Source organism: Clostridium sp. CM042 (assembly GCF_055080995.1).
This window is the reverse complement of sequence record NZ_CM143646.1, coordinates 2,718,397-2,732,718: the sequence shown is the minus strand read 5'-3', so window position 1 is coordinate 2,732,718 and position 14,322 is coordinate 2,718,397. Positions and strand designations below refer to the sequence as shown.

Annotated in this window: 10 protein-coding genes; all 10 read right to left on the bottom strand. The window is 32.5% G+C overall.

Annotation, left to right across the window (positions count from 1 at the left end; all coding sequences use genetic code 11):
- Positions 1–4: 4 nt before the first annotated feature.
- Entirely contained in the window at positions 5–1,543 is a 1,539-nt protein-coding gene (locus tag ACWJJ7_RS12985; RefSeq protein WP_462962482.1) for a putative polysaccharide biosynthesis protein, read from the bottom strand.
- Positions 1,544–1,708: 165 nt separating this feature from the next.
- The gene (gene spoVT / locus ACWJJ7_RS12980; protein ID WP_462962481.1) at positions 1,709–2,260 is read right to left on the bottom strand and encodes a stage V sporulation protein T; all 552 of its coding nucleotides are present in this window, start codon (positions 2,258–2,260) and stop codon (positions 1,709–1,711) included.
- A 252-nt stretch (positions 2,261–2,512) separates the two neighbouring features.
- Complete coding sequence (locus ACWJJ7_RS12975; RefSeq protein WP_462962480.1) at positions 2,513–3,508, bottom strand: peptidylprolyl isomerase; 996 nt, start codon at positions 3,506–3,508, stop codon at positions 2,513–2,515.
- 74 nt (positions 3,509–3,582) lie between these two features.
- Positions 3,583–7,104, bottom strand: coding sequence for a transcription-repair coupling factor (mfd, locus tag ACWJJ7_RS12970; protein ID WP_462962479.1), 3,522 nt, complete (start codon positions 7,102–7,104; stop codon positions 3,583–3,585).
- A 56-nt stretch (positions 7,105–7,160) separates the two neighbouring features.
- Positions 7,161–7,724 carry an aminoacyl-tRNA hydrolase gene (gene pth, locus ACWJJ7_RS12965; protein ID WP_462962478.1) on the bottom strand — a complete coding sequence of 188 codons (564 nt, stop codon included), beginning with the start codon at positions 7,722–7,724 and terminating at the stop codon, positions 7,161–7,163.
- A gap of 130 nt (positions 7,725–7,854) precedes the next feature.
- Positions 7,855–9,054, bottom strand: a complete 1,200-nt coding sequence (locus ACWJJ7_RS12960) for a S1C family serine protease (protein WP_462962477.1) — start codon at positions 9,052–9,054, stop codon at positions 7,855–7,857.
- A gap of 52 nt (positions 9,055–9,106) precedes the next feature.
- Positions 9,107–10,528, bottom strand: a complete 1,422-nt coding sequence (locus ACWJJ7_RS12955) for a HAMP domain-containing sensor histidine kinase (RefSeq protein WP_462962476.1) — start codon at positions 10,526–10,528, stop codon at positions 9,107–9,109.
- Complete coding sequence (locus ACWJJ7_RS12950) at positions 10,529–11,215, bottom strand: response regulator (RefSeq protein WP_462962475.1); 687 nt, start codon at positions 11,213–11,215, stop codon at positions 10,529–10,531.
- A 376-nt stretch (positions 11,216–11,591) separates the two neighbouring features.
- Positions 11,592–12,563 carry a ribose-phosphate diphosphokinase gene (locus ACWJJ7_RS12945; protein ID WP_462962474.1) on the bottom strand — a complete coding sequence of 324 codons (972 nt, stop codon included), beginning with the start codon at positions 12,561–12,563 and terminating at the stop codon, positions 11,592–11,594.
- Positions 12,564–12,807: 244 nt separating this feature from the next.
- A complete protein-coding gene (gene glmU / locus ACWJJ7_RS12940; RefSeq protein ID WP_462964991.1) occupies positions 12,808–14,178 on the bottom strand; it encodes a bifunctional UDP-N-acetylglucosamine diphosphorylase/glucosamine-1-phosphate N-acetyltransferase GlmU in 1,371 nt (456 codons plus the stop codon).
- Between the last annotated feature and the right edge of the window lie 144 nt (positions 14,179–14,322).

The following is a 14,322-nucleotide window of genomic DNA, read 5'->3' as shown; positions in this document are numbered from 1 at the left end:
TCCTTTATTTTTGCTTTAAAACTTTCTTTTTAATTTCCTCATATTCAAATATTCTAAGCAAAAAAATAAATATTAAATAAACAATAATGCCTATTAATATGGATATTAAACAAGATAATCCTCTGCTCCTTGTATAATTATAGACATTAGCGTTACTAAATACAACTGCAACTATCATTATAATAGCAGCAATAGCTGGTTTTACAAAAGAGTCTACACGGTTGATTTTTATATTTAAATTTTTCTTCAGATAGTGCATATTTAATAAACAACTTGTAACATATCCTAAAATGGTTCCTATAACTGCCCCATAGATATTCACAAATGGAAGCGAAACTAATACGTACGTTATAATAACCTTTACGATGCACCCTAGTGCCAAATTGTATACAGGCTTCATATAAATGCCTATGCCTTGAAGTATCGCAGTGCTAGTTTGCGTTAAAATTACAAAAGGTATGCATATTGATATATATTGTAGTATTTCATATCCTGCTGCATCTTTCATAAAAACCAAATTCATTATAGGATAAGCCATAAAAAACATCCCTAAAGAAGATGGCAGTGAAATAACATTAGACAATTTCACAGCCATATCTACCCTTTTAATAAGTTCCCCTCTTCTACCTAAATAAAATGCTTCAGCAATTATCGGCACTAGAGATGTGCACAGAGCCATCGAAAGAGCCAAAGGTACATTCATCAAGGTAAATACCTTTCCAGTCAGTTGACCATACATTACGGCGGATTGTGTTTGCGAGAATCCAGCTTTTAGAAGCTGCTGTGGTACTAACATAGAATCTATCAATGCCATAACAGTCCCCACTGCAGCGCCCAAAGATATTGGTAATGCGGCCTTACTTAAATCAGCTAAAATATGCTTATGCTTTGCTTTTTTCCTTACTAGCTGCCCTTTTTTCATCTTAATATAAGTTAAAAACAAGTATATACTTCCCATAATTGCACCAACTAAGGTTCCAAGGGCCGCTCCTGCAGCCGCATATTCAACCCCCTTTGGAAACAATAAATATGCAAATAAAACTCCAGCCACAACTCTTCCAAGCTGTTCTACTATTTGCGAAACAGCAGTAGGTCTAACATTTTGTAGCCCTTGAAAGAAGCCTTTAAAAGTGCACATAATAGAAACAAAAATTGGAGCTGTAGCAATTACCAAAAAAGAGTAATATGATTTAGGATCCCATTTAAGCATTGATATAATAGGCCTTGCAAACATTAACATAAGCGTAGTAGATGCTCCGCCTAATATAATCATTAAAACAAATGTTTGTCTTAAGACTTGGTGCGCTCCCTCCTGATCATTTTTAGCGGTCATCTCCGCAATAATCTTAGACATAGCAATTGGCACACCTGAAGCTACTGCTACAAACATCATATACAATGGATAAGACATCTGGTAGTATCCCATCCCCTCATCTTTTATAAGTGCTTGTATTGGAATTCTAAAAAACAATCCTAAAAATCTAGCAAATATCCCTGCCATCCCAAGTATAATAGTCCCTTTTATCAATGAATGTTTCTTCATAATAACCTCCTTATATTCCCGTGGTGTATGTAAGAATTACATTCTCTAATTATGATTATTTAATTTAAGGGCTTATTATTACTAATACTTCAAAAAACAAAAGTATATATTACTGCAAATATGTTTCACTTCGCTAAGTAATATATACTTTTTAAACTTTTAGATTTATTGTTCCATTTGTTTTCCTAGAAAAGATGCTGCAGTTTCAGCTAGCTTTAATTCTAAATTTCCAAATTTAGTTTCTGGCTCTGTAGATATTATTATTACTGCTCCAATTGCATCCCCTTCTGTTATTATAGGCGCGATTACTTGAGCATGGTATTTGTTTTCCATCTCATCATCGTACAACGCTATAACTTTTTCTGAACCTTCACCTAATATAGCAGCTTTTCTATTTTCCATTACTTTTTCTAATTCATTACTAATTTTTTTATCTGCATACTCTTTTTTAGGACAACCGCTTACAGATATTATGCCGTCTTTATCGCATATGATTATTATGTTTCCTATATTTTGTTGTAATGAATCAGCATATTCTCTAGAAAATTCACTTAATTCACCTATAGGTGAATATTTTTTTAAAATAACTCCACCTTCTCTATCAGTAAATATTTCTAGTGGGTCTCCTTCTCGTATTCTCAGTGTTCTTCTTATCTCTTTAGGTATAACAACCCTTCCCAAATCATCTATACGTCTTACTATTCCGGTTGCTTTCATTTAAATAATTCCCTCCTTATATAAAGTTTTATATAATATACTAGCTTTATTATTATCTTGCTAAACTTGAATTTTTATGCACATTTGTATATGTTTAAATTAAAAATAAAAAAAATAAAGAATACCTTCATATTAAAGGTATTCTTTATGTCGTTAAATCATCTCCTGAGGAACATCTTAACGACTTCAGAAGGAAAGTCCCCCACTTCTATAAGTGGGGGACTTTCCTTCTGAAGTTAAAACTATAAAATTCTATAGATTTTTCGGATATTGCTTTATTTTAGCTTCTTCTTTCCATTTTGTCATAGCTGCTGTCCATGCGCTTTCTTTTCCCTGTGTTATAATCGTTTTTTCTACTTCTGCCTTAACATCTGTAAATTTCTTTACAGGGTATTCTTTTTTTTCTATAGTCTTTATTATATGCCATCCATATTGAGTTTTAACAGGTGCTGAGATTTTACCTTTTGGTAAAGCAATAGCTGCTGCCATAAAAGTTTTATCCATTTGAGCATCATTGTATGGTATATCTCCTAAATCTCCACCATTGTCCTTAGTTCCATCTGTACCTTTTTCTTTTGCCAAAGTCGCAAAAGCTTCACCAGCATCTAAACGTTTCTTAATAGCTATCGCTTCAGGTTCTGTTGCTACTAAAATATGAGCTGCATGAATTGTATTCGGTTTTTCTGTAAACTGGGTTTTATTAGCATCGTAATATGCTTTTTCTTGTGCTTCAGTAACTTTAACATTTTTTGTAACTTCAGTGTATAATGCTTCTTGAATAATACTCGGCTTTATTCTTGCTTTTAAAGTTTCTTCTGTAAGGCTTGCTTGTGATAAAGCCTCCTTATACTTCTCGTCTGTTCCTAAACTTTTCTTGATTTCTGCTAATTGCTTGTTTGTTTCTTCATTTAATTTAGCCTCGTTAGGCATTAATTTTAATTCCTCCGCTTTATAATTTACAATTTTTTCAGTAATCAGCCCTTCTACTACTTGCTGTTTTTGCTCTGTTAGTTTAGTCATAGCCTCAGCATTAGTTTTATAATTTGATCCATACTGATCTTCGAATTGTTTAATAACACCTACTAATTGTTCGTCAACCTGTCCTCTAGTTATTTTAGCATCGAAAGCCTTTGCAACTACACTTTTAGCAATGCCCTTAGGTGTTTTTTCAATCATATTACAACCAATTAATGATGTAGCTAATATAGTTATTAAAGCAGCGCCAATTATTTTTTTTACGTTTTTCATTTTATTTCCCCCATTCTATATGTAATATCGCCCTGTAAAGTTTTGTTACGATACCCATTAATTTTAACACAAATTTACTTTATTTCAACTATACTTTTTATATAATTCACAATCTCTATGAGATTTCCAAGCATCTCTTCTTTGCTTAAATTTTTAATTTTATATGCAAAGGCAGGCTTATTCCCTAATTTAAATACAATACTTCTATTATATTTACTAATCAAGGCTTTAACTAATTTTTGATTTATTCTTTCGTTACTATCAAATTGTAATATTATCTCCTCCTTTACCTCTTTGATTTCTATTATCCCCACCTTGCTTGATATACACCTAAGATATGCGATATTCATAAGGCTTACAACACTTGATGGTATGTCTGAAAACCTATCTTCTATTTCCTCTTGTATATCTAACATATCCTCGTTACAATCAATAGCTGCAATCTTCTTATAAATTTCAATTTTCTGCGACTCATCTTCAATATAAGTGCTAGGAATATACGCATCTATTTTGATTTCAACAGAGGTTTCAACAGGCTCCGTTTCTATATCGCCTCTTATGTTTTTTACTGTGTCTTCGAGCATCCTACAGTATAAATCGTAGCCTACCGCAGCCATATGGCCATGTTGAGCACCGCCCATCATATTTCCAGCACCCCGAATTTCAAGATCTCTCATTGCGATTTTAAACCCTGACCCTAGCTCCGTAAAATCCTTAATTGCTTTAAGTCTTTTTTCAGCCACCTCAGTTAATACCTTATCTTTTTTATAAGTAAGATACGCATAAGCTATTCTATTTGACCGACCAACCCTACCTCTTAATTGGTAAAGCTGAGAAAGTCCCATCTTATCCGCATCGTAGATTATAATTGTATTTGTATTTTGAATATCTATTCCCGTCTCAATAATCGTGGTACACACCAATATATCATACCTGTTCTCCATAAAATCTATCATAACAGATTCTAGTTCTCTTTCTGTCATTTGCCCATGTGCAATGCAAACTCTAGCTTCGGGAACTAGCTTTCCTATAAATGCTGCCATTTCTTTGATAGTTTCTACCCTATTGTACACAAAGAAAACTTGACCATTTCTATTTATTTCTCGCAGCATCGCATCCCTTATTAATTGATCGTTAAATTCCACCACATAGGTTTGTATTGGATACCGCTCCTCTGGTGGCGTTTCAATTATACTTATGTCGCGCACTCCAGTAAGCGACATATGCAATGTTCTTGGAATTGGAGTAGCTGTTAGAGTAATCACGTCTATATTTTTTCTTAGATTTTTTATCTTTTCCTTGTGAGTAACCCCAAATCGTTGTTCCTCGTCTATAATCAATACCCCTAAGTCTTTAAATTTTACATCTTGCTGAATTATTCTGTGCGTTCCTATTAATATATCTACGTTTCCTTCTTTTGTCGCCTTAATGACAACTTTTTGCTCAGCAGGTGTTCTAAATCTACTTACCATTTCAACCTTTACCGGAAAATCTGAAAATCTTTTGGTAAGATTTTTATAATGTTGCTCAGCTAGTATAGTAGTTGGTACTAAGAACGCTACTTGTTTTCCATCCATAACCGCTTTAAAAGCCGCTCTAACGGCTACTTCTGTTTTGCCATACCCAACGTCACCACATATCAATCTATCCATTGGTTTATCCGATTCCATATCTTTTTTGATTTCTTCAATTGCTATTATTTGATCTGGAGTTTCTTCAAATGGGAATTCTTCTTCAAACTGCTTTTGCCATACAGTATCCTTGCTATATCGGTGGCCCTTAAGTGTAGCCCTTGCTGCATAAAGTTTTACCAAATCCTCTGCAATATCTGCGATAGATTTTTTCACTTTATTCTTAGCCTTAACCCATTCTACCCCACCTAGTTTGCTAATCTTTGGAGCTTTGCCTTCACTTCCAATATATTTTTGTACCAAATCTAATTGTTCTACCGGAACATAGAGGTTATCACAATCATTATAACTCAGTTGCAAATAATCTCTCTTGTGCCCATGAACCTCCAATTGCTTAATTCCTTTGTATACACCTATTCCATGATTTACGTGAACAACATAGTCTCCCAATTTAAGTTCTGTAAAGCTTTTAAGTTTGCTTACTCCCTTTTTACTAGAGCGACTAGTAGCCTTTCTTTTTGCTCCACCGAAAACCTCTTTATCGGAAATAACACATAATTTCAGCTGCGGATACTCAAATCCCTTTAATTGATTACCAAAGGTCACAACCACTTCTCCAAACTCAATTTGAGATATACTGTCTTTATAGACACTTTCAACGCCTCTATCCCTAAGTATATCTATTAGCCTTTCCCCTCTAGTTCTTGTACCAGAAAGGATTACGATCTTGTATCCTTTACTTTTTTTATCCTTTATATCCTCAATAAGCATGTCTAATTGGCCATGGTAATCATAAATGGTAATTTGAGAAAAAGATACTATGTCCCTTGGCTTAAGCACTGTTGTGCTTTTAGCAATAGCATTTAAAGTAATAACTTCTAGGTTCTCTAACTCTTCATATATATGCTGCTTATCAATTAAAATTTCTGCTTGTCTAGGCAGTATACTCCCCCGTCTTAAAAAATTCTCGTAATTTTCTTCAAATTCGAAATACACGCTATCTAGTTTACCTAGGCACCTTTGTGAATCATCAACTACTATAAATGATTCCTTCATATAATCTAAAAAAGAAGATGCGTTATCATAAAAGTAAGGCATATAGCTATCAACGTCTTTAAAACTCCACGTTTCTTTAAGTGATTCTAAATTAACATCAACTAAAGAAGTTATTTTTTTTATAATTTCTTTATCTTTTTTCTTGTTAAAGCTATCTACCACATTGATTAGATCTTCCTTTATTTTGTTATATCCTTTTTCCCTAATTTCCTGGGTTAATATCATTTCCTTTGCTGGAAATATATCTATTTCGACTACCTTATCGATACTCCTCTGAGTTTCACTATTGAATGTCCTTATAGAATCTATTTCGTCGTCATAGAGTTCTATCCTAAAAGGCAACGCAGAAATAGGGGGATATAAATCTATAATTCCTCCCCTTACTGAAAATTGCCCTTTAGTGTCTACTCTCTCTACTCTTTCATACCCACACTCAATTAATTTTTCCGAAAAAACATTTAAATTTAGATTGCCCCCTACAGCTAATTTGAAAATATATTTTTGGAGCAAATCTATAGGCATATAAGTTGTTGCCAAAGCCTCAATACAAGTAATTATTATTTTTTTACCGCTTTCAGTAATTTTTTTCATTACTTTAAGTCTTTCCCATCTCAAGTCGCCAGATACAGCATCCGCATTATAAAAGCCCATTTCTCTGGTTGGAAAATAGTAGACATCATTTACATAAAAAGATAAGTCTTCGTAAATATTTTTAGCCTCTACATCACTATGCGTTAAAATCAATATAGATTTATCTAATTGCTCGTACACACCATTCACTAAATAGTTCTTAGCTGATTCCGAAAGTCCATATACACCAATTGGATATATCTTCTCTTCTATATTTCTTAGTATACTTTTAAATTGATTACTCTCTTTCAAAGGCTTCATAAGCCCACTCAGTCTCATGTTAACACCTCTCACTCACTCCATAAATATAGATAATGTTCTAATAATAATTTTATTTAAGCATTAAACCCATTAAACTGATTCATAGCCTCCGTATATCCTTTTGCTATTATCGTTTGGACAGCTTTTATACTAGTTTCAAAAGTCTTTTCTACAAGCACCCGGTCTTCTTTAGAAAACCGCCCTAAAACATGAGGTATTAGCGCCTTTTCCGGTTGTCCTACCCCTATTTTTATCCTTAGAAATATGTCGGATGACATGTTAGATATAATACTTTTTATCCCATTATGTCCACCAGCACTACCTTTACTTCGTATCCTTAATTTACCTGCATCCAAACTAATATCATCATACATTATGATGATATTTTCATTTGGAATCTTATAAAAAAAAGCTGCTTCGCGTACACTTTCTCCACTTAAATTCATATATGTACTAGGTTTTAAAAGAATAACCTTTTCCCCCGATATGACAATTTCTCCGCATACTCCTTTAAATTTTATCCTATTAATTGAAGTATTATACTTCTCGGCCATTAAATTAATTACATCAAATCCTACATTATGTCTTGTATGTCTATATTCATCTCCTGGATTTCCTAGTCCAACTACCAAATACATTATTACCTCCAAATATTATTATGTTTAAGCCTTATCTACCACATAATTATTTTTTTCATATGCCTTATTTATAATATTATACTAAAAAAGTATTTTAAGCCACAACTTTACATAAAACTTACCATATAATTCATTCTTTTAATTCAGATACAGTTATACTAATATTTTCAACTTTCCCATTTCTCAAAATCTTACAGGATACAATATCTCCAACTTTGTGCTTCTCCAAAATATCACTTAAATCTTCCATATTTTTAACATTATCATCACCTATTTGAATTATAATGTCAGTAGGCATAATTCCAGTTATAGAAGTTCCGCTTCCATGTAGAACTTCTTGCACATATACTCCCTCTACACCATCATCACTAACTGAAATTGCCCCTGTTCCATAAACACCTATAGCCGGTCTAATAACTTTACCATGAGTCATCAAATCATTAATAACTTCTTTAGCCTCATTTATATTAATAGCAAACCCCATTCCGTAAGTTTCAATAGCTGAATTAATTTCCAAACTATTTATACCAATAACATCTCCATAAATATTGCATAACGCTCCACCACTATTCCCCGGATTTATATCTGCATCAGTTTGTATTACTTTATAGATAGTTTGTTCACCTGTTTTTTTATTAACTATATTAATTTTTTGGTCTAATGCACTTATAATACCGGCAGTAACCGTTCCCAAAAACTGTTTTCCTAGTGGATTACCAATTGCAATAGCTATATCACCAATTTTAACCTTTGATGAATCGCCAAATTTTGCAATTGGCAAATTACTAGCTTCAACTTTTATAACCGCCAAATCAGATATAACATCCGCGCCTACAACTGTTGCATTCAAAATATTATCATTGCTCATTTTCACTTTTATTTTTGTGGCACCTTTAATTACATGATAATTAGTAATAATATATCCATCACTTTTAAATATAATTCCTGAACCATTACCTTCTGGTGTATCCCACAATTCTTCTGCTTTACTACTAATGCCAACTACTGATGGTGCTACCTTTTGTGCAACTTGTGAAATAGGATTATCATCTGCACCTTGAATATTATTGTTTTCTCTTACACTTGAATTTAAATTGCCACTAGTCACTTTTGGTACTTTCCCCTTATTAATTATATACTGGGCTGTAATCCCCCCAGATAGGGCTGCTATTAGTATAAAACTAATCACTTTTAAAAATGTCTTGAAATAATTTTTCTTGTTGTTTTTTCTAAATTTAATTTCGCTAAAGATGTCCTTGCCAAAATCTGCATTCTTCCACAAAGCATCTCTTACTTCATTACAAGATTCATAGTCATCCTTATTATCCATAGCATCATCCCCTCCCTACTGGTCATATCTATATTATAAAAATTTTATTTCACTATAAATTATTCACCTTCGTCAATGTAAAAGTAAAATAAACACCATTGTCCTTATTTTCAACCCATATATCACCCTGTAATTGAGTTATTATATTTCTAACTATAGCTAATCCAAGTCCAGTACTATCTTTTGCTGTTCTTGATTTATCCGCTTTATAAAATCTATCCCAAATATGCAATAAATCTTCCCCAGCTATTTGCGGACCAGCATTGAACACAGATATTAAGGCATTTCTTCCTTTGGATTTTGAACTAATCTTTATTTTCCCACCATCGCTTACATATTTTATTGCATTGTCCAATAAATTTGTAATCACTTGTACTAATCTATCTTTGTCTCCTGCTACAAATAAATTATCTTCATCAAAGCATACATCTACAGATGCCCTTTTTTCTTTAATTTTTGTTTCATTTTTTATAACTGTAAGTCTAATGATTTCGTTTATATCCACTTCCATAATCTTCAAACTAAACTCCCCAGCTTCAATTGCAGACATATCTAATAAGTCGTTTACAAGCCTTGTTAGTCTTTGAATTTCTTCATAGGCAATAGATAAGTAGTATTTTTCCTTTTCCTCAGGAATTACCCCCTCTAGTATCCCACCAATAAAGCCCTTAATTGATGTTATAGGAGATCTAATCTCATGCGATACATTGGATATAAATTCGCGTCTATTTTTCTCGTTTTTTTCTACAGAATCAGCCATAAAATTAAATGATTGAGCTAATTCCCCTATTTCATCATTAGATTTTAAATAAACCCTCTTATAAACATCCCCATTAGATATCTTCTTAGCTACTGAATTAATCTCTGCTAAAGGCTTTATAATTATTTTTTGAGAAAAATAATATATAACTATACAAGAAAATATTATTGCAAAAATTGCAGATATCCAAATTATTTCATAAACGCGTTTTAAAGATTGACTTAATCCTTCAATGGAGTTACATAATATTATAGACCCCTTAAAAGTACCCGCCTCAGTCCTTATTGGTGTACCGTAAACCCTTACCGTTTTATCAAATATTCCAGCATAAGGGCCTGTAATCTCAAATGTATGCCCAAGTCTAAGCTGATCTAGTTCCTCTGCAAAAACCTGTTTTCCCATAAACTCCTTATGATCTTTATTAGATACCAAATAAACATAACCGTAGTTATCTGTAAGCCAAATATCGGATTTTATATACTCAGCAATTATTGTTATTATATCATTTAATTTTTCCGAAGTAGCATCCCCAGCCATATATTTTATAGCAAGTCCTTGTATCATATATGACTTATCCAAGAATTGTTCTTTTCTCTGCTCGAAAAAATAATTTTGGAACCAATAAGACAAAAAAGAGGCAATAATTATTAAGCTCATTGAAATTATAATAGTATATGTGGCTAACATCTTAAAAAACAGCCCTCTTTTAAACATCTATTTCACCTCAAATTTGTATCCTACTCCCCAAACAGTCTCAATCTGCCAATTCGGCCCTCCTTGAAGCTTTTCTCTTACCCTTTTAACATGCACATCCACTGTTCTAGAGTCTCCTGGATAATCGTATCCCCAAACCTCACATAAGAGTTGTTGCCTAGTGAAAACTCTATTCTTATTAAGAGCTAAATAATGTACTAATTCAAATTCTTTAGGTGGCATTTTTACCTCTGAACCTTTATATGTAACATTATAAGAATTAATATCAATTTCTAGATCCTCAAAATTTAAAACCTCTTTACCACCTTTATCTAAGTTATAACGCCTAAGCACAGCTTTCACTCTTGCAATTATTTCTTTTGGCTCAAAGGGCTTAACTACATAGTCATCCGCTCCAAGTTCTAGCCCCAATACCTTATCGAATGTTTCTCCTTTGGCAGTAAGCATAATAACCGGTGTTTCATGCTCTTTTCTTATCCATTTCAAAACATCGATTCCATCAATATAAGGTAACATTATGTCTAAAAGCACCAAATCTGGTTTATAACTTAAAAATGCTTCCTGTGCAGCCCTGCCATCATATGCTACTTTTGTTGCATATCCTGAATTTTCAAGATACATTTTAATTACCTCAGCAATATTTTTATCATCATCAACTATTAGTATCTTCCCTATAGTTCCTTCCATATCAGTACCTCCAAATTATTTTCTCTATCGTTTTCTCTATTTTTTCACTCTATTGTTTTCTTTATTGTTTTCTTTATTGTTTTTTTCTATCATGCATCTTTGAAAAATAACTAGTCAACACGCTAATTTATTTTTTAAAGATTACTTATGAATAATTTATCTTATTAATAATTTATCATACTTTAATGATAAGTGATTAGTTTTTTTTAAATGTAACAAATTATTCACCACTTCCGATAATAATTTAAATATTCTACATAACTACTGATTGTATATAGTATACTCACTACCCCACTATTATATAAATCCAGATTATAAAAAAATAGCAATGCCCAATTATAAGAATAATAGGGCACCACTATTTTAAAATTTGTATCTATAAACTGGAATCTTCCTCGAATAATTTACTTACAGAAACATCCTCATATATTCTCTTTATAGCCTCCGCCAAAATTGGTGCTACAGATAATGTAGTGAATTTTTCGCATTGCTTACCCTCTGGCATATCAATTGTATTTAATATTATTAATTCTTTTATTACTGAATCATTTATTCTTTGAATAGCAGGTCCTGATAATACGCCATGACTGCAACATGCATAAACATCTCTTGCTCCGAGTTTAACTAAAGCATTCGCTCCGTTAGTTATTGTTCCTGCAGTGTCTATCATGTCATCCATCATGATACAGGTTTTCCCCTTAATATCACCTATAACATTCATAATTTCAGCAACATTAGCCTTTGGCCTTCTCTTATCAATTATCGCTATTGATGCATGTAGCTTATCTGCAAATTTTCTTGATCTAGCAACGCTTCCAAGATCTGGTGCGACTACAACTACATCATCCCTATCCTTAAATCCATTTTTGATGTAATATTTTGCAAGTATAGGTGTTCCCGTCATATTATCAACAGGAATATTGAAATATCCTTGTATTTGGGCTGCGTGTAAATCCATAGTAAGTACTCTATCTGCTCCAGCAGTTGTTATAATATCTGCCACAAGTTTTGCTGTAATTGGATCTCTAGCTTTTGCTTTTCTATCCTGCCTTGCATATCCATAATATGGTATAACTGCAGTTATTCTTCCTGCTGAGGCTCTCTTAAATGCATCAATCATAATAAGTAACTCCATTAAATTATCATTTACTGGTGCATTAGTTGATTGAACAACAAATACATCTGCGCCCCTGACAGTTTCATGTATATTAACAGATATTTCTCCATCGCTAAAAGTTCCTACTTCTGAAGCTCCAATTGGTAATCCTAGTATGTCAGCTATATCTGCGGCTAATTTAGGATTTGAGTTGCCCGTAAAAATTTTAATATTCTTGCCGTGGTTTATCATATGTAGTCCTGATTCCTAAAATCATAACAAATCATATTTTAATACAATTCATATAAATTTTCATTCTATACACTAAATAGAACGTCAGCATCACAGGATTCAACTACTAGGTTAATACTTTCACATTAAAATCTTACACACCATTTAATGCTCCTTTAGTAGTTTTTATATACCCATCCTGCTGAAAAAATCAGTTTTACACCTCCCTTTATAATTTACTTATTGATTATTATGCTTTGTTATTTTATTTGCTATGTCCTGATTTCACTACCCAATTTTCAATATTTTTTTGCCTTGCTCTAGCTATTGCCAAAGCATCTTTAGGCACCTCATTTGTAATTGTAGAACCAGCCGCAATGTACGCGTTATCATTAACCTTTACAGGTGCTACTAGGTTAGTATTGCAGCCTATAAACGTATTATTGCCTATTATAGTTTTGTATTTTGCTTTTCCATCATAATTTACAACTACAGTTCCGCAGCCAAAATTACATCCACTTCCTACCTCCGCATCACCAATATACGTAAGATGAGATACCTTTGTATTATCCCCAATAGTTGATTTTTTAATTTCAACAAAATCTCCTATTCTAGCATGTTTACCTATATTACTTTCCGGTCTAATGTACGCAAAAGGTCCCACAGTAGTTTCCTCGCCTATCTGGCTTTCAATTACTACAGAACTTTGAACTGAAACTCCGTTTCCTATAATACTATCAGCAATTCTATTATTAGGGTAAAGAACACAGTCTTCTTTAATAATAGTCTTACCCTGCAAAATATTCCCTGGATATATAGTAGTATCTTTTCCTATTATAACTTCTGAATCTATGTATGTATTATTAGGGTCAATTATTGTAACTCCATTTTCCATATGTTTTCTATTTATTCTTTTTCTCATAATTGATTCTGCATCTGCGAGCTCTACCTTTGAATTAACTGCAGTAATTTCTTCAACTGGCACATCAAAAGCTCCAACCTTAGACCCTTGCTCCTTTAATATACTAATAACATCTGTTAAATAGTATTCCTCTTGAGCATTATTATTATTTAATCTATCTAAACTATTAAGTAATTCTTTTATGTTAAAGCAATACATTCCTGAATTTACTTCTTTAACCAGAGTTTCTTCTTTTGTACAATCTTTAAACTCAACTATTTTTTTAACCTCACCATTTTCATCCCTAATTATTCTACCATACTTTGCAGGATCGACCATACTTGAAGTTAATATAGTAGCTTTAAAATCACCTTTTTCATGATAATCTAATAGTTGCCTAACTGTACATTCAGTAATTAGTGGACCATCTCCAACAAATATTGCTACCGTACCTTCATTCCCACTTAGGAATTCTTTAGCACACATTACTGCATGTCCTGTGCCTAACTGATCTTCTTGAACGGAGTAATTAATTTTTCTATCTTCTGATACTTTTTTAACCTGCGCAGCTCCTTTTCCAATTACCACATCAACCATTTCAATATCTGCATTTCTCATAATGTCAATAACATGGTTTATCATTTCTTTACCACAAACCTTGTGTATAACCTTAGGCATATTAGAATTCATTCTTTTTCCTTCACCTGCAGCTAATATTATAGCGCATTTATACAAATTAAACACCTCTTTATACATTAATTCGACACATTCATACATTATATTTTATATTTTCTTCAATTAAAACACTTCTTATATTATATTTTATATAACATTTAATTGCAACTAACCTTGGGCGTTTTTCAATATTTTCTTTATAAA

Excerpts from the sequence above, each read along its gene's own strand:
- ACWJJ7_RS12950 (WP_462962475.1), bottom strand. The coding sequence starts at position 11,215 with ATGGAAGGAACTATAGGGAAGATACTAATAGTTGATGATGATAAAAAT.
- ACWJJ7_RS12985 (WP_462962482.1), bottom strand. The coding sequence starts at position 1,543 with ATGAAGAAACATTCATTGATAAAAGGGACTATTATACTTGGGATGGCA.
- ACWJJ7_RS12945 (WP_462962474.1), bottom strand. The coding sequence starts at position 12,563 with ATGATAAACCACGGCAAGAATATTAAAATTTTTACGGGCAACTCAAAT.
- mfd (WP_462962479.1), bottom strand. The coding sequence starts at position 7,104 with ATGAGACTGAGTGGGCTTATGAAGCCTTTGAAAGAGAGTAATCAATTT.
- ACWJJ7_RS12960 (WP_462962477.1), bottom strand. The coding sequence starts at position 9,054 with ATGGATAATAAGGATGACTATGAATCTTGTAATGAAGTAAGAGATGCT.
- spoVT (WP_462962481.1), bottom strand. The coding sequence starts at position 2,260 with ATGAAAGCAACCGGAATAGTAAGACGTATAGATGATTTGGGAAGGGTT.
- ACWJJ7_RS12975 (WP_462962480.1), bottom strand. The coding sequence starts at position 3,508 with ATGAAAAACGTAAAAAAAATAATTGGCGCTGCTTTAATAACTATATTA.
- ACWJJ7_RS12955 (WP_462962476.1), bottom strand. The coding sequence starts at position 10,528 with ATGTTTAAAAGAGGGCTGTTTTTTAAGATGTTAGCCACATATACTATT.
- pth (WP_462962478.1), bottom strand. The coding sequence starts at position 7,724 with ATGTATTTGGTAGTTGGACTAGGAAATCCAGGAGATGAATATAGACAT.